The sequence below is a fragment of the Vibrio sp. MM46 genome, assembly GCF_027587135.1.
GTDB lineage: Bacteria > Pseudomonadota > Gammaproteobacteria > Enterobacterales > Vibrionaceae > Vibrio > Vibrio harveyi.
On the sequence record NZ_JAPPTO010000033.1, the window covers coordinates 25,265 to 42,204 of the forward strand.

Below are 16,940 nucleotides of genomic sequence, written 5' to 3' on the forward strand. Positions count from 1 at the left end.
TCAGAAAGCTAAAAACACCGTTCCATAACAAGACTCGTAACTACCAGAGTAGTAAAACCTCAGGTTAAAAGTTCAAACAACCACACCTAACCACATGATATAAAAAAGAATAGTCAACAAAAGCGATAAAAACCTAACCTTAGCTATTGTAGATTATAGCTAAAGCCTTTTGATACTGTAGTTTTCTCATTAGATAGGAAAAATAAGACGAAATAGACGTCCATAAGTGTTCACTTCATTAGCACAAAACCTAATTTTCTCAACTTTTGAGAAATTCAGCAAAAATAGTCAACCAACATCACCACCCAGACAAGAAACACTATTTCACCATAAGATTACTCATATTTAACACATTAAAATCATATACTTAAAAACAAAAAGAAGAGAAAAACAACAAGTCGAACACTTAAAGAACAGCACAAAAAACACAGTTTTATTAGTCAATTTAGGGTAAAAACACTTAAGTTAAGTGCGAGTTTTGAAAACTTTTCCGCTTTGAAGTTGATCAAAGCTCAAAAACAGTGCTATATTATTTACATCGAGTTCATCAATGATTTTAGGGGTAGTGTTATGATTTCTTCTTCTCAAAAACAAGGGCTGGTAATGATTGCAGTGGTTGTTGGTTTAATGACACTGCCAATGATGTACTAAGTTACTGTTTAAAATAAAAAAGGGACGCTTTCGCGTCCCTTTTTTATTATTCAAATTTTATCGTCTACAAATGCTTAACCAGAATGTCCCAATGCATGTAGTAGAAACCAAGTGCAGCGAGCGTAATCAAGGCCATTAACAAAATCGCCGCTCGCCAAATAAAGCGTGAACTTCGTGGTGTCAGCTCCTTTTCGCATGCATCGCACGCAGCTAAGAAACCTTTTCGATCGTCCAGCTTGTAATCCTCTTCGTGAACAACCTTGTTTCTTACAGTCGCAATAAACCGCAACTTGGCAACAACGTCATGCGGCAAGCGCTCTTCACAACTAGTGATAAGCTGATGTAACCCTTTCCCTTCCGCGTGGTATTGCGTACGCAGAAGTTTCTCGATCGTTCGGGTACGCATGACTACTTTCTCAATATCTGACATCGTAACCCTCCTTACTTGACCCTTCCTTCGTCAGTCATTTCATTCTTCTATAAATTTAGAACTTTTTCGAGCCAAAAGGTGCAAATTTCCTTTTAAATTGTGCTCTTGAACGCATATAAAATGTGAAGTGCGCCGAATAAAATCTACGACGCTTTTACTAGATCACGAATAATTTATCTCAACTCATAGTTTAATCAGGGAGTTCTGTAAAATAGGTGCCAATGAAACATTGGAGGTTATCATGCCAATCTCACTTATTTTGGCTTTGTTCGCTCTGATTGCGCTCGGCGCATGGGCGTTTTTCCGCTTCTACAGCAAACATTACTTTGGCGAAGATGCACCTGAGCAAAGTGCTCAAGTGACCATCTTAGACAAACAAGCAATAGAAGTACCGGATGCAGAGCCAGGTCAAGACGATCAAGAATATTGGATTTATGTACAACGCGGTTCGATTGGACCAAAACGCGAATTTCAAATCGGTGTGCACTATTACCACGCACTCAATCCGGGTGATAAAGGCACACTGACTTACCGTGGCGATAAGTTCTTACATTTCGCCTTAAAGCGCTAATCTACGGTAGCAACCAGCGAGTCTTGGCGGACTTGGAGAACAGATAGCTCATCGCCAAGGCTCCAGCACCACTCAATACAATCCACACAGGAATCACCCATGCAGGGTGACCTTGATACCAACCGAATGTTTTCATCGGCCATAAGAAGATTGGGTGAAGAAGATAAATACCTAAACTGTGCTGGCTAATAAAACTCACCACTTTTTGCGCTTTCGGTGCCAAGCCCTCTCCAAAGTAACGACACAACATAAAAATCATCGATGCTGCGAGAATCACATTCAATGTTTTGTATGAGAACCAGCGCCCTACTGTGTATTTGTCTGCTTCTAAACTGTTGGTCACAACCATAGTAAACGTCACTGCTAATGCCACCAACCCAAACGCAGTAAACGCCGTCACAACGGAACGGTTTAATGGAATTTTCTTAAACAACACATAGCCTAACGGTAAATACCCCATGTAAAGCCAATATTGATTACTCCATGGTCCATCAATTTTGAATAGGAATAAGGTGCTCGTGAACAACCAAAACGCTAAATAGGTGTAAATAACGTTGTCATCGACATTGCGAACCATCCATTGAAACAACGGAATCACAAAATAGAGTGGAATAAAGTAGTAGAAAAAACCAAGGTGATAATAAGTTGCATGATACGGACTGTTACTCACCACTTCTTTTACCGTGGCAAAATCAAAACCTTGCGCTGTCCAACCCGATAAATACGCGTAAAACATCGACCAAACCAAAAAAGGCACCAGCACTTTGCCTAAACGTCGTTTGACGTAGTATTTGGCATCAAAAGGACGCGTATCGCTGAGCATCAATGCACCAGTTATCAAAATAAACACTGGCACCGCCCAACGCGTCACGCTGTTCACTCCTACTGCCGTCGCCCATTGATCGAATGGAATCACGCCCAATTCATTACGATATGGCGCTAACACGTGAATAGCGATCACTGCCACAGCAGCGACACAACGTAATAAGTCGAAAAACAGAACCCTTTCTCTCATACCCTTTCCTAGTTTGTGTAACTTCACGTCTATAGCATAGGGTAATTTTCGCTCAGTTAAATAGTTAACAATCTGTTTTTGCTTATTTTTAACTCAGCTATGAAGCTCTAATAACATTGATTTGCACAATAGTTAGCGACAAATCCTATTGTACAAATAGGATCACCAGCCCTAAGCTTTCTTGGATATGAAACAGATTTAGCCGTTTCTTTCCATTAGGATGCTGGACAGATTATTAAGAGAGGTCTTTATGAAGAAAACATTATTAGCATCACTGGTTTGTGTAGTGGCTTTAGCTGGATGTAATCAAAAGGAAGAGACCGTGGCACCAACACAATCGCAATCGGAAGCGAACCCTATCTGCAGCGCGGAAAATCTTGCTGGCGGCTGGTCACAAGGTGAAGTAACACCTGAGGCTCAGCAAGCGCTCGACTTTGTTCTTGGGCAGATGAATACCGCTGCTAAACTAAAAGAAATCTTGAGCGTACGAACTCAAGTCGTGAATGGCATTAACTACGCGATTGAATTCGAAATGGACAATGGCGAAGTCTGGAACACCATCGTTTACCGTTCGTTAAAAGGTGATATGGAAATGACGCAACCGGCACAGCAAGGTCGCCTTTGCCCATAACCAAGATTTACTGATTTGCGATACTGAATCGTAAATACAAAAATGGCTCCCAATATGGAGCCATTTTTATTTCTAACTCGTAAATCGATTTAAGCCGTAGCTACTTTGTTTTTTGGTAGCTTGATAGAAATGACCGTTGTCAGCGCTAAGAAGGCAAAGGACACCCACAAACATGCAGCAAGCCCTGCTTCTTGGTAAATCCAACCAGAAAGAACCGTACCGATCAAACGTCCCATCGCATTCGCCATGTAATAGAAACCGACATCCAATGAAACACCGTCGCCTTTTGCGTAGCTGACGATTAGATAAGAGTGCAAAGATGAGTTCACCGCAAATACGGCACCAAAAATCATCAAGCCCACCACAATGACCAGTTCTGGTTGCCAGCCAATCTGCACGCCGTAAGCAATTGCACCAGTGATAACAGCAAGGATACCAGCCCAAATTAATGCCGCGCTGCCATCTGGCACTCGACCTTGCGCTTTACCGGTAATACGAGGTGCAAAGCCTTGAACGAATCCGTAAGCAATCACCCAAGCTGCCAGGAAGCCGCCCACCATCAGGTGATCCCAACCAAATACGCTGCCAAGGTAAATCGGCAGTGCAACAACAAACCACACATCACGAGCACCAAATAGGAACATACGCGCTGCAGAAAGGATGTTCACCGATTCTGACTTAGAGAAAATCTGACGAAATTTAGGTTTGCTCTTCGCCTTACCCATATCCGCTTCTAACCAAACTAAACTGCACACGAAGACAATCGCCAACACACTTGCCATGATGATCATCGAAGTTTGGAAACCAAACGCTGATAGCAATAAACCACCAACAAAGAAACCCGCACCTTTCAGTGCATTCTTCGAGCCCGTTAAGATCGCAACCCACTTATAAAGTGCACCTTGTTGCTCGTCTGGCACTAAAGTTTTGATCGCGCTCTTGGCACTCATCTTATTTAAGTCTTTGGCAATACCCGAAATTGCCTGCGCAGCCATTACCCAAGGAATGGTCAACCAAGCATTGGGCACTGCCAGCATCAGCAAGGCGAAAATCTGCATCCCTAAGCCGACGTTCATGGTTTTGTTCAAACCAAGTCGAGCACCTAGCCAGCCGCCAACCAAGTTGGTCACTACGCCAAAAAATTCATAGAAAAGGAACAGCGAAGCAATGGCTAAGCTTGAGTAACCTAAGTCATGGAAGTAAAGCACCACCAGCATACGTAGTGCACCATCCGTCACGGTGAAGTTCCAATAGTTGAACGTCACCAGCATATACTGACGGATACTTTTGCTTAGTTTTGAAATCATAACGACCTCAGATGTACAGCATTTAGAGTATTTAGATCATGATGTTCCAAATGCTCTATGACCTGAACACCAGCATTGAGCCATCTCAATACTGGCGCTAAATTGTGAAACAAGAACTGATGAAAATCTAAATATTATTTATTAATAAACAATAGTTTAAATGTAAAACCAATAAACAAGAATCACATAAATTGGTAAGCCATCACGGCATAAAGAGAGCTTTTGGATCATGATGTTCCAAAAGCTCTATAAGCTGATCAAGCGTTTTGAGCTACACGCTCGATGTACTCAACTTGTACAGGCTTTGTGAAAGCACCAGGACGCAGCGCTTGCACTTCACGCACGATGTCTTCTAGCGCCCAATCTTTCTCTAACAGTAGGTGCGCAGCGAACAAACCTGTGCGACCAGAGCCCCCCATGCAGTGCATTGCAACCTTACCACCTTGAGCAAGAATCGCGTGCAGTTCAGGACTCGCTTGTGACCATTTTTCAGCGAACTCTTCGCCCGGAGCACAATCATCTTCAATCTCAATTTGGAACCATTTCATACCCAATTGTTGGGTTAATTCGCCCAACGCAGACACGTCTTTTGCTGCTAATTCAGCATTATCAAGAGCAGTAACAATTGCTTCTACGCCTTGCGCTTTTAGCTGCTCTAGCGAAGCTTGCAGTTCAACACCTTTGGTGCCTGGACATGGAGTCAGTACCAAAGCGCCCGCTTCTAAATCTAATTGCCATGTAGGATGAGACATCTTAAAGCTCCTTATGCCATACCAACGTTACGAACCAATTCTGCAGTACGCGTCGCGTAACCCATTTCGTTATCGTACCAAGCGTAAATCTTCACCATACGAGAACCTACTACCATGGTTGATTGCGCATCAACGATAGTTGAACGTTGGTCGCCTTTGTAATCAATAGAAACCAATGGGCGCTCTTCAAAGCCAAGGATGCCTTTTAGCTCGCCTTCAGAAGCTTCTTTCAGTAATGCGTTAACCTCTTCTGCTGTGGTATCACGTTTCACATCAAAAATAATGTCAGTGAGTGAGGCGTTTGCCAGAGGAACACGAACCGCGTGACCGTTAATCTTGTCTTTCAACTCAGGGAAGATTTCCACAATCGCTTTTGCACTGCCCGTTGTGGTTGGGATTAGGCTCATGCCACATGCACGTGCACGACGTAGGTCTTTGTGCGGCGCGTCCAGAATCGTTTGTGTGTTAGTTAAATCGTGAATCGTTGTGAATGACGATTGTTCAATGCCCAGTTTTTCGTGAATCACTTTCACAACAGGTGCAATACAGTTCGTTGTACAAGACGCTGCGGTTACGATGCGGTGCTGCGCAGGGTCGAAGATGTGGTCGTTCACACCCACTACGATGTTAGCTACGCCGTCTTCTTTTACTGGTGCGCTAACAACAACACGTTTTACGCCTTGCTCTAGGTATTTGTTTAGGAATGAGGTTTTGCGATGAACGCCCGTTGCTTCAATCACAACATCACATTGACCCCAGTTCACAGCATCGATATCACGCTCTTGTGAAGTCGTGATGCGCTTACCGTTGATCACCATGTCTGTGCCTTCAACTTGCACTGCATGGTTCCAACGACCTTGAACTGAATCGAACTCAAGTAAGTGACCCAGAGTCGCCGCATCACCCGCTACATCGTTGATGTGTACGAACTCTAGTTCTGGCCAATCAAACGCTGCGCGTAATGCCAAACGACCAATTCGACCGAAACCGTTAATACCTACTTTAATCGTCATAATCTTCTACCTTTAAGCTTTCGCTGGTTAACAGCACGCTGCGCGAGCTTTGTCGTGCAAACGTGAAATATCTTCTTGGTACTCTTGCTTCAAGCAATTCGAGGCTACCAAGTCATCAATCAATTTTTGCATCCATCCCGGTAATTGATCTGACAGCTCGTAGTACACCCATTGCCCCTGACGTTTATCAACCAAAATACCATTTGATCTTAGCTGAGCCAGATGGCGAGAAATCTTTGGTTGGCTTTGTTGTAGCGCATGGGCTAAATCACCAACACAAGTTTCCCCTTCACGAACCACCAGCATTAAGCAACGCACACGAGTCTCGTCGGAAAGAAGTTTGAAAAACTGATGTGGAAGCATACTTACATACCTATATATGGATATTCATATATGGTTATTTAAAAATAGAATAACGTCAAGCGATCGTGATCGACTGTAATAAAAGTTTAATATTTGATCAGATTAGGCGCCAGAAAAGGTCTGGCTCCAGCGAACGGCTTCGCCAAGTTCAGACTTAACATCATCCACAGAAAGTCCGAGTTGCTGGGAGAATTGCTCCACGCCTGCCCAATCGGCACGCTCGTAGCATTCCTCAATTGCCAACAACGCGCCGTATTCACCTTGGCGATGCAACAAGGCTTGCTGCACGGAAGGGCTTAAAGGCAGCTGTCCCACTAAAGATTCCACAGACAAATCAAGCATGGCGTCGAGAATCGATAACAAGCCAACCATAAAACCCTGCTCGTTGAGATGCGCAAAAGGTTGATAGCGCGACATAGCTTCGCAGAATTGAGCGCGTTGCAAAGATAAGTTGTACAACTCGCGCGGCTTCTGCCCGGAGATATATGACGCAACCACCAGTGAGACAAACATTTTGAGCTTCTCTTGCCCAAGGTAAATCAAAGCTTGGCGGAATGAAGTGATGGTCACTTCTAACGTGGTCGATTGTGTATTCACAAAACGCAGTAACTTGTACGACAGCGTGACATCTTGAGTAATGATGTTTTCAATCCGGTCAAAGTCTGGATCGGGGACACACACTTCTCGAAATAGCTTGAGCGCCAACACTTGCTCGGGACTCACGTATTTAGTCTGCATCACTTCAGGCTTGCTGAAGAAGTAGCCTTGGAAGAATTTAAAGCCTGCCTCTTTGGTCGCTTCAAACTCAGCTTCGGTTTCTACTCGCTCAGCTAAGAAATGGTATTTGGTGCGCTTTTTAGTGTGCTTCTTAACTAAGTCGCATGCCTTTTTTAGCCCCATCGCCATGATATCGAGTTTCACGATATGGACATACGGTAAGAACCGGCGCCATTCATCAGTCAACGTGAAGTCATCAAGCGCGATCAAATAGCCTTCACGGTACAGTTCGCGAATGGCTTCAAGCAGCTCATCGGTTGGTTGGCAGGTTTCGAGTACCTCAACCACGATTTTGTTTTTCGGCAAGCTTCTTGGCAGCCGACGCAGCAAACTTTGGTGAGGAAAATTGATGAAGCATCGTGAAGATGCAATCAGAGGATTGGTTCCGACAGAGAGAAAGTTCTCTACTATCAATCGGTATGTCGCCCTGTTTGAATCGATGTGCGCAGGATAGGCATTACTTTCACCATCACGGAACAACAACTCATATCCCAGCGTCTGTCTTTTACGGTTAAAGATTGGCTGGCGGGCGACATATGCGTTTTTCATTCGAAATTATTGTGCTTTTTATAACTTGTTACTTAGCTGCCGCTAATAATGCACCACATCCCATGAACATTGAACCGAATACTTTATTAATTTTGCCCATGATCTTATCTGAGCGAATAAAGCGTCCCATTTGTGCGGCCAAACTGGTGTAGCCCAGCATCACAAACGCGTCAATGGTCACCGTCGTCACGCCCAATACCAACAGCTGAGTTAGTTGGTCTTTCGCTGGATCGATAAATTGTGGAAACAGTGCCACCAAGAATACGATCGATTTCGGGTTAGTCAGGTTGATAAGAATGGCTTTGTACAACAGAGAAGTACCTGACATGGTTTGGTGACTTTCGGTCGCAACCAAGCCGGATGTATCACGCCACTTTTGAATGCCGAGCCACACAAGGTAAGCTGCACCAACCCATTTGATCACAGTAAATGCCGTTGCCGATTGCGCGACTAAAGCACCAATGCCAGCGCCAACCAAAGCAATATGAATTGCCAAACCAATCTGTAAACCAACGATAGCACCCAATGATTTGCGCGTGCCGTAACTCAAACCATTACTGATTGAGTTGACGGTGCCAGATCCCGGAGCCAGACTAAAAACGATTGCAGTTACCACATAGGCTAACCAAACATGGGTATCCATTGCATTTCCTCAATAATTCTTCGATGATACATCGCGTAAACAACGTATCTTCAGGTAATCGACTAATGGCTATTAACCATTCACCTTTGACTTATACTCAAGAGACCTTATTTGAGCAAGCAATAGGTGGTCCGATCGCAGCACTTTGGCAAGAACGCCAAGAAGGCTTTGTAAAAGGGACAGAGAAAAAGAAAATCTACTGGTGCAAACTCACCAATCCCGAACACACCAAAGCCGTACTGATCGTCAACGGTCGCATTGAAGCCTCCTGGAAATACCAAGAACTGTTCTACGACCTATATCGACAAGGTTATGACGTGTATTCGTTTGACCACCGAGGACAAGGTTTATCAGATCGCCTGCTACCAGACTCAGACATGGGTCACGTCTATGACTTTAATGATTATATTGACGATATGGAATTGGTACTGCAGCAACTCGACTTGGGTGGATACCAGCAGCGCTTTGTCATTTCCCACTCGATGGGCGGTGCAATTGCAACACGTTACCTGCAAACTCACCCAGACCACAACTTTGACGGTTTGATTCTGAGTGCTCCGATGTTTGGTATCAACCTTCCTTGGTATCTCAGCCCTATCGCGATTCCAGTCACGCAAATCCTTGCAGCGGTTTCCCCGCAACCAAGCTATGCGCCAGGTCATAAGGAATACTACCCAAAGCCGTTTGAAGATAACCCACTTAGCCAAAGCTACGATCGTTATCACTGGTTCCGTGGTTTATACCGCGATAAACCAGAGCTACAAGTGGGCGGTCCAAGCACACGCTGGGTATGGCAAGGCTTGATGGCAGCCAAGCAATGTATTTTGCTGACACGCCAAATTAAAGTTCCGGTTTTATTGGTTCAATCAGGTAACGATCGCATCGTGAGTAACGCCGCGCAGCAACGCTTTATCGATAAGCTAAGTAAGACTAACCCCAATGCCAGCCTAGTTTCTATTGCTGGCGCAGAGCACGAAATCTTGTTTGAAAAAGACCAGTATCGCAACCAAGCACTTGATGCGGTTTTTGCCTTCATGCGTGAGCACAGCCAATAAATCAGATTAAAGAGGAAATACGAGCTCAGCGATTTACCCTCTTTTTCCTCCTTATTTTGGCGTAGACTTCATCATGTTCCCCGCACTCGGAGCAGTACGATCTAGTCAATCTACTGCGCTCCGTGTGCAATCAACCTGTTCTACTCTATCCGAACCGTTTACGAGGGCTTCATGAGCACATCGCTACCTTGCAAAGAGATCACTAAAATCGTTGCCTCAGATCTGGATGGCACTTTACTCGCACCAAACCACCAGCTAAGCGCTTACTCGAAAGAGACGCTCAAAGCGCTGCATGAACAAGGCTACACATTTGTCTTTGCAACGGGTCGCCACCACGTAGACGTCGCAAGCATTCGTCGCACAGTAGGTATTCCGGCTTATATGATTACTTCGAACGGAGCACGTGTGCACGACCAGAATGATCAAGAGATGTACAGCCAGAACGTACCTGAAGATTTGGTTCAATCAGTGATCGACACGATCAAAACGGATCCTGAAATACTTATCCACATGTATCAAAACGACGACTGGTTGTTGAACAAAGATGACGATGAGTTACGCGAATTCCATGAAGAGTTCACTTATAAGTTGTACGATCAAGACAACGCACCAACTGATGGCATTGCGAAAATCTTCTTCACTCACCCAGCAAAAGATCACGACCATCTTGTGACCTTCGAAACTAAGTTACGTGAGCAATTTGGCGATCAACTAAACATCGCATTCTCAACACCTTGGTGTTTGGAAGTGATGAGCGCTGGTGTGTCTAAAGGTGATGCGTTGAAGGCAGTCGCGGAGTCTATTGGGCTAACATTGGAAAACACCATCGCCTTTGGTGATGGCATGAACGACGTAGAAATGCTATCTATGGCGGGTAAAGGATTGGTGATGGGCACATCTCACGAGAAAGTGATGAAAGCACTACCAAACAATGAAGTAATCGGCAGCAACGTCGACGATGCGGTTGCACACTACCTACAAGATCATCTGCTATAACCTGTATTGGCTATCAACAACAGGTTATCGGCAAAATCACAAAGGGCTGCACTATGCAGCCCTTTTCTTTTATCGCTGACTCGGCAACTTCTCTTTGCCGAGGATTGCTTGCCACTCTTCTTCGCTCACAGGCATGATCGATAAGCGATTGCCGCGTTTCACCAATGGCATGTTTTCTAGTTCTGGCATCGCCTTCATGACCGACAACGGAATCAAGCGTTCAGTCTTACGCACAAACTCAATATCCACCATAATCCAACGCGGATTTTCTGGGTCGGATTTCGGGTCGTAATAATCGCTCTCAAGGTCAAACTGGAAGTGATCGGGATACGCTTCACGGGTCACTTTGGCAATACCAGCCACACCCACGTTCTTGCAAGAGGAATGGTAAATCAGCACCAAATCACCCAATTTGACTTGGTCACGCATCATATTACGCGCCTGATAATTACGAACTCCCTCCCAACATGAAACCTTTTGGGTTCGAAGCGTGTCAATAGAAAAGGTATCTGGTTCTGTTTTAAATAACCAATATGCCATAATGCCATCCGATGCAGATTAAGTAATGAGGAAGATATAACATGAAGGCTTTGAAAAACCCAGTGGCATTAGCCACACTGCTGGTCCTGCAAGCATGTAGCATGCAACCGCAGCAGTCCGATGCAGACACCCCAACCACTCCGCCTGCATCCTTAGATAAGCCGGAAACCATCTTACCTCAAACCTTTATGCTGCGTGGTGAAGTAGTGATTGGGCATGAAAGCCAGTACATCACACCTTGTGGCAGCGACAAACAATACTGGCTGCAACTGTCACCGCAACAAATCCAACGTGCAGTAGCCATCACCAATGAACCTTATCAAACCATGTATGGTGAAGTAATTGGTCATCTCAACCCGCCGGGCATCGACGGTTTCTCTGCAGATTTCGATGCTAACTTTGTGGTTGAGCAGGTGAACTTCCTCACCACAGAAAATCCGCATCGCTGCAAACAAACCAGTAAACCCACTCGCGTATTTGGTAATGAACCTTCGTGGGCTGCCAACTTTGAAGGCAATACGCTCAAGTTCCAGCAAATGGGCAAGTCGACACAAACACTCGAGATCAAAAGCAGCAAACTGCAACCTCGTCAGCGTACTTACCAGTTGGATGACGGTGAACTGCGCATGACCGAGAACTTGTGTTCAGACACCATGAGCAACTCTCTCTACGGCTGGAAAGCAACACTAGAGCATGGCGATAAAACCTATCAAGGCTGTGGTATGACAGCCAACGTAGATTCAACATTAGAATGGGTGAACACTTACGTCGCGACGTCGACCCAGTCACAAGGCTTCGAAGTGCAAATGACACTCAACAGCGACCACAGTGCCATCACCAAATACAGCTATTCAGACGGACAACCGCCATTGATTGAACGCGGCTACTGGCAACAACTGAGCCCATCGCAAGTACAAGTATTGATGACTCACCACCAGCAACAACGCTTAATGACCGAGCGCCTATTTACTCGCGAAGGCAACCAGTTGAAAGCAGTCAAAGAGAAAGTGGGCAATTTGGTTTATCCCATTGCCGATGGCGGCTTAGTGCTATACCCAGCAACAGTGCGTAACTCAGGCATTGAGCAAGAAGCGCCTGAACGCGGTAGTGCGCCAATTGCAGCTGCGGACATTCCATCCAGTGCCGAATTTAATTCAAAAGTGGATGCGGCGGTACGTAACTACTTTTTCATTAATCAAACCAACCCAAGCAATAACCAATACCGTTGGCTGACTTACGATCTGAATGGCGATGGTGATGAAGAATTACTGGTGCAACTTGATTGGTGTGGCTCTGGCGGCTGTACTCTACTCATCTTCGAAAACTACGAGAAAGAGTGGCGCTTCAACAGCCGTATGACGCTAGTACAAAGCCCAATTATGCTTGGTCAACAAACCTCGCACGGCTGGCGTGACCTGATTTTCAATGTCAGCGGCGGTGGTGCAACACCGGGGCAACACGTGATGCAATACACAGGCGTGAGCTACCCAATCAACCCAAGCTTGGCACCAAAAGCGAGCAAAGAACAAGTCAGCGGCGTGCGTCTGTTCTCAGACGGCATCAGCCCTGTTCGTGATGGAGTGCGCTTGTAATGGCGCAGCTTTGTCCACATTGTGCCTTCCAGTTCAACTGCATCTGTTCACTGCTGCCTGAGTTAAGCAGTGAACAATCGCTGATGCTGTTAATGCACCCTAATGAACTGACGCGCGATACCAACACTGGCAAACTGCTCGCCCAGTGCCAACTGAATGTCACTCAAGTCGTTTGGGACCGAAAAACGCCACCAGCGGAGCTATTAGAAACGCTAGCGAATCCAAGCCTGCTGCCAGTACTGCTATTCCCAAGTGAAGAAAGCCTAACGCTTGAACAAGTACAGCAACAAAGTACCGAGCAAAACAGACAACCGTTGTACATCATTCTTGATGCAACTTGGCAAGAGGCGCGCAAGATGATCAATAAAAGCCGTTGGCTAGAGGGCGTCGCGATGATGGGCTTAACCACTCAAGCCGATTCCCAATATCAACTGCGTCGCAACCAGCAAGAAGGTAATCTATGTACCTTTGAAGTAGCTGCGCAATTGCTCGGACAACTTGGTGAAGAGCAAAACCAGCAACAAATGTTAGCGTTCTTCAAGCAATTCCTTCCTCGTTTCCAAGCCGAGAAAAGTGGTCACGAGCTCAAAGCCTAACATTCTTAAGAATCAAAAAAACGCAGCTCTAACGCTGCGTTTTTTATTGAATGCTGTTTCACGTGAAACAAAACTTTGGAGCTCTTAAGCTCAATTAGAGCAAAGCCACATTAAAACAAGCGTGTCGGTTCACCCAAATAATAACCTTGCAGATAGTCCACCCCCATGTCCTGAGCAATGTCGCACACCTCTTTGTTGTGCACGAACTCCGCGACAGTCTTAGCGTTAAACACCTGACACAAACGCACCAACTGCGAGGCAATCTTGCGCTGTTTTTGGTCTTTGTCGATATAGCGAATCAAACTGCCATCGAGCTTAATCACTTCTGGCTCTAACTTGAGGATCTCATCAATATTGGAGTAACCCGAACCAAAATCGTCCACAATGATGCGTGCACCTAGGCTTCTAAAGTGACTGCACACCTCAATCATTCGCCCATAGTCTTTGATTTGCTCCGACTCCAAGACTTCTAAACCAATCCGTCTTGGGTCGTTCAGCTGAGTAATAGCATGTTCAAGCAACATCAAGGTTTTATCGCTGAGTAAATCCTGAGGTGACAAATTAATTGAGAAGTCGCCTTGTTTGTCCTTCATGTAATTCAACGTGGAACGGATCATGTGACGGCTCAAACGCGTGTACAAATGCGTATCAGAAATGATAGGTAAGAAACGCCCCGGCGCAATGATGCTGCCATCCTCTTCCATGATGCGCACCAAACACTCTTGGCTCGCGGGACGATGGTTGTAAGCGTGCACAATTGGCTGACTGTAGGTAATGATGTTCTGCTTGAGAATGGCGCGGCTCACACAGCTCAACCAACCCAACTGCTCTTTTCGCACATCTTCATTGACCTCAATGTCTTTGGCATTACAGATATGAGTATTACTTCGCACCCCAGCTCTTCGCGCTTCAATGCCTTTGAGGAGCAATTCATCCGGCGATGCAGTTGGAAAATCACGACGGCTAACTAAGCCACCGCACAATGAAATCGAAAGGTAATCAATATCTCGTAAGCCACTTGGTTCAAAGTTGGTTTGCTCAACCGCATCAGCAAACCGAGTGAAGTGTTGCTTAATCATTTCACTGCTTCCGTCAGCTTTGAATAAGAACGCCCACTCACCGACACCAATGCTATAAAGTTGCAGCGCGGCAGGTTTACCAAGCCGTTTACGCAGGCGATTACTAAAGTGCATCGACAAGTCTTTCAGCAGTTGGTCGCCAACGCGATAACCGTACTTTTCGTTGATATGGCTAAAGTTAAGCAGTTTGAGCGTCAGTAAATGCTCATCGGTATCAATGCTGATCAAACGCTCTTGCAGCGCAACACGATTTTGTAATCCTGTGCGGCTATCTCGGCGGAAGCTCTGTTCTAGCTTTTTCGCTTGGCGATCGAGTTGATACCCCATATGAGCGTTCATGTTATTTAGATCGCCAATCGCATTGCGGATCAGGCTAAACAAGGGAGAGATAGAAGTGCTCACTTCTTGCTGTGGCATGTTAAGCGCAGTAACTTCATCCCCTTCACGCATCGCCAAGTAAGTCAGGCTATGGTGCAGAATTTCTTGTTGGTGATTCTCGCCGTACAACTCACCCATGCAATAACTGCCCGACGTGTGGGAAATGTCCGTGAAGGCGCGAACTTCATCACTGCTATCAATAAAATCAAGTCGCGATGCGCAGTTATAAATCATCACGGCTTCAGGTTGATGCATGGAAAGCTCCACCACCCCATGGCGAACTTGCTCAAGCGTTAACGAAGGATGGTTGTAACAGAACTGAACTTCATCACCCAAACACCAAGGACGGTCGAAGCTCATGCTGCCGTCGGGATGGATTTCCGTCACGGCACACACCTCTTTTCGCCCAATGGATTCTCGATAAAGTGGGAAATTCAGCAGTTGATTGAGCGATAGGTCGTGCCCGTCAGCAAGGTAATGTTTGTACACTTCCAACGCTTTACGCTCGCCCAAGCGATACAAGCGCGTCCCTTTGGCGTGAGTAACCTTATGCGGCATACCAATCGGGTTCCACTCAGAATACGCGCTCGTCCATGTTTTCAAAGTATTGCTGTGCAAGGCCACCGCGACAACCGCTTCATCATAAACTTGGTCTTGATGCAGAACCCAACAACCGTCATCGATGGTTTGAGCCAAACCGCCAGAAACCTTCGGACCGTCGGCATCAAATACGCGATACACCGGATAGTCACGGCGTTCGATTTGGACAGAAAAGCTAATAATGGCTTTGGAGTTATCTTGCAGCTGTAAAGCTTGCTTGAGATCGTAGCCGTCGATATCTGGCGAGAAGGAATAATGCTGAACCGCAGACGTGAGCGTGGTGTGTTCAAACTCCATCACACACACTAAGCAGCCATGGTTGATGATTTCACCTTCCAAGATAACGTGACGGGTGCTGTGACCGATGATGTGCGTGTTGGGTAATCTTTCGAGTATTGCCCGAGCGAGCGAGACGGCGGAGTCGCGTGATTGGGTGGATAAGAGTTGCACCAGATAACGTTTATCTGCACAACACTGAGAAGTGACTAAAAAGTCATTAAGCTGATCCACATTTTGAACCAGTTGAGAGAATGCTCGCATTTACCCTACCACTGCCGTCATCAAGCCACACCACATGGAAGTGGTTTTATTATTTTACTTTGATGAGAGTAATTTACGTTGCTTTAGACGGCTTTTCTAGAGTCAGAATGAAGATTGAATGGATTAATGCGAAAGTGATTACAAAAGCGCGAGTAACGACTGCAAGTTATTGATTTCAATGTCAGGTAACGTTCGCGTTTTTGCCTGAGTAATGACATTTTTATTCATGTCATTAAACCAGCATGCGGCAAAACTCGCGAGTTTTGCACCTTGAACATCCGTCACCAGATGATCGCCGACATGAAGAATGTGCTCACTAGGCAAATCCAGAAACTGCTGCGCTTTGGTGAACATATCCGGCGCAGGTTTCGCGCTGCCATCCGGTCCTGCTTTCAGCACTTGCTGGAAATAAGGCGTAAGACCAATTCGATCTAAATCCACATTACCGTTAGTGATTGCTACCAGCGGGATTTCTTGCCCGAGTTCAGCAAGTACATCGAGGCTTTGCTGTGGTACTTCAAAACGGTTACGCCAGTCTAAAGCAACCTCGACTGCGGCTTGCGCAGCGGTATGCGCCGCTTCGTTATCGTATCCAACTTGAGAGAAGGCTTGCTTAAGTTGTACTAAGCGCCACAAAGTGACGTCACTCTTCAGCTCAGGTTGTTGCTGCACGACACGTTGCTTGAGTGCAAACCAATCGGCTTTATCCATGTGAGCGACCGCCGGATGATGGAGTTTAAGCCAAGACAACAACTCACGCTCCATACGAACTATCACTGGATAGTTATCATAGAGGGTGTCATCAAGGTCAAACGTCATCGCCTTTACAGGCGCAATACGGCGGTAGAATTTCATGAGATTC

Annotated in this window: 17 protein-coding genes; 6 read left to right on the forward strand and 11 right to left on the reverse strand. The window is 45.7% G+C overall.

Translation table 11 applies throughout. The features are described from left to right. Positions 1-715: 715 nt before the first annotated feature. The gene (locus OH459_RS24960; RefSeq protein ID WP_005430355.1) at positions 716-1,081 is read right to left on the reverse strand and encodes a hypothetical protein; all 366 of its coding nucleotides are present in this window, start codon (positions 1,079-1,081) and stop codon (positions 716-718) included. A 241-nt stretch (positions 1,082-1,322) separates the two neighbouring features. Between OH459_RS24960 and OH459_RS24965 the strand changes: the two genes are divergently transcribed. Continuing rightward, positions 1,323-1,652: a DUF2500 domain-containing protein gene (locus tag OH459_RS24965; RefSeq protein ID WP_009695938.1), complete on the forward strand. Its 330-nt coding sequence runs from the start codon at positions 1,323-1,325 to the stop codon at positions 1,650-1,652. A 1-nt stretch (position 1,653) separates the two neighbouring features. Here OH459_RS24965 and OH459_RS24970 read toward each other — a convergent pair whose 3' ends face one another. Next, on the reverse strand, positions 1,654-2,667 hold the full coding sequence (locus OH459_RS24970; RefSeq protein ID WP_269989274.1) for an acyltransferase: 1,014 nt from the start codon (positions 2,665-2,667) through the stop codon (positions 1,654-1,656). 250 nt (positions 2,668-2,917) lie between these two features. On the opposite strand from OH459_RS24970, the gene OH459_RS24975 reads away from it, so the two are divergent. After that, positions 2,918-3,298 (forward strand): cystatin domain-containing protein, encoded by a 381-nt coding sequence (locus OH459_RS24975; RefSeq protein WP_047517562.1) that lies wholly within the window; start codon positions 2,918-2,920, stop codon positions 3,296-3,298. Between the two features lie 89 nt (positions 3,299-3,387). Here the strand turns inward: OH459_RS24975 and arsJ are convergent, their stop codons facing one another. The 6 genes from arsJ to rhtB form a co-directional block, all read right to left on the reverse strand. Continuing rightward, entirely contained in the window at positions 3,388-4,605 is a 1,218-nt protein-coding gene (gene arsJ, locus OH459_RS24980; protein ID WP_047517565.1) for an organoarsenical effux MFS transporter ArsJ, read from the reverse strand. A gap of 257 nt (positions 4,606-4,862) precedes the next feature. Further along, a complete protein-coding gene (locus tag OH459_RS24985) occupies positions 4,863-5,357 on the reverse strand; it encodes a cyclin-dependent kinase inhibitor 3 family protein (protein WP_005452015.1) in 495 nt (164 codons plus the stop codon). Between the two features lie 11 nt (positions 5,358-5,368). Then, positions 5,369-6,370, reverse strand: a complete 1,002-nt coding sequence (locus tag OH459_RS24990) for an ArsJ-associated glyceraldehyde-3-phosphate dehydrogenase (RefSeq protein WP_005430364.1) — start codon at positions 6,368-6,370, stop codon at positions 5,369-5,371. Positions 6,371-6,397: 27 nt separating this feature from the next. Further along, positions 6,398-6,733, reverse strand: coding sequence for a metalloregulator ArsR/SmtB family transcription factor (locus OH459_RS24995; RefSeq protein ID WP_005452016.1), 336 nt, complete (start codon positions 6,731-6,733; stop codon positions 6,398-6,400). A gap of 102 nt (positions 6,734-6,835) precedes the next feature. Next, on the reverse strand, positions 6,836-8,059 hold the full coding sequence (locus tag OH459_RS25000; RefSeq protein WP_005452018.1) for an EAL and HDOD domain-containing protein: 1,224 nt from the start codon (positions 8,057-8,059) through the stop codon (positions 6,836-6,838). 28 nt (positions 8,060-8,087) lie between these two features. Continuing rightward, positions 8,088-8,702 carry a homoserine/homoserine lactone efflux protein gene (rhtB, locus tag OH459_RS25005; protein ID WP_005452019.1) on the reverse strand — a complete coding sequence of 205 codons (615 nt, stop codon included), beginning with the start codon at positions 8,700-8,702 and terminating at the stop codon, positions 8,088-8,090. Between the two features lie 65 nt (positions 8,703-8,767). Between rhtB and OH459_RS25010 the strand changes: the two genes are divergently transcribed. Both OH459_RS25010 and OH459_RS25015 read left to right on the forward strand, forming a co-directional pair. Next, positions 8,768-9,757 carry an alpha/beta fold hydrolase gene (locus OH459_RS25010; RefSeq protein ID WP_050939631.1) on the forward strand — a complete coding sequence of 330 codons (990 nt, stop codon included), beginning with the start codon at positions 8,768-8,770 and terminating at the stop codon, positions 9,755-9,757. Positions 9,758-9,928: 171 nt separating this feature from the next. After that, complete coding sequence (locus OH459_RS25015; RefSeq protein WP_005452021.1) at positions 9,929-10,753, forward strand: Cof-type HAD-IIB family hydrolase; 825 nt, start codon at positions 9,929-9,931, stop codon at positions 10,751-10,753. Between the two features lie 69 nt (positions 10,754-10,822). On the opposite strand, the gene OH459_RS25020 is transcribed toward OH459_RS25015, so the two are convergent. Then, positions 10,823-11,293 (reverse strand): EVE domain-containing protein, encoded by a 471-nt coding sequence (locus OH459_RS25020; RefSeq protein WP_005452022.1) that lies wholly within the window; start codon positions 11,291-11,293, stop codon positions 10,823-10,825. 41 nt (positions 11,294-11,334) lie between these two features. On the opposite strand from OH459_RS25020, the gene OH459_RS25025 reads away from it, so the two are divergent. Both OH459_RS25025 and OH459_RS25030 read left to right on the forward strand, forming a co-directional pair. Next, positions 11,335-12,885: a COG3650 family protein gene (locus OH459_RS25025; protein ID WP_101904405.1), complete on the forward strand. Its 1,551-nt coding sequence runs from the start codon at positions 11,335-11,337 to the stop codon at positions 12,883-12,885. Further along, on the forward strand, positions 12,885-13,481 hold the full coding sequence (locus OH459_RS25030; protein ID WP_269989277.1) for a tRNA-uridine aminocarboxypropyltransferase: 597 nt from the start codon (positions 12,885-12,887) through the stop codon (positions 13,479-13,481). Before OH459_RS25025 ends, OH459_RS25030 begins: the two co-directional genes overlap by 1 nt. A 110-nt stretch (positions 13,482-13,591) precedes the next feature. Here OH459_RS25030 and OH459_RS25035 read toward each other — a convergent pair whose 3' ends face one another. Both OH459_RS25035 and yigB read right to left on the reverse strand, forming a co-directional pair. Next, on the reverse strand, positions 13,592-16,078 hold the full coding sequence (locus tag OH459_RS25035; RefSeq protein WP_269989278.1) for a bifunctional diguanylate cyclase/phosphodiesterase: 2,487 nt from the start codon (positions 16,076-16,078) through the stop codon (positions 13,592-13,594). Positions 16,079-16,216: 138 nt separating this feature from the next. Beyond that, the gene (gene yigB / locus OH459_RS25040) at positions 16,217-16,933 is read right to left on the reverse strand and encodes a 5-amino-6-(5-phospho-D-ribitylamino)uracil phosphatase YigB (protein ID WP_005430399.1); all 717 of its coding nucleotides are present in this window, start codon (positions 16,931-16,933) and stop codon (positions 16,217-16,219) included. Between the last annotated feature and the right edge of the window lie 7 nt (positions 16,934-16,940).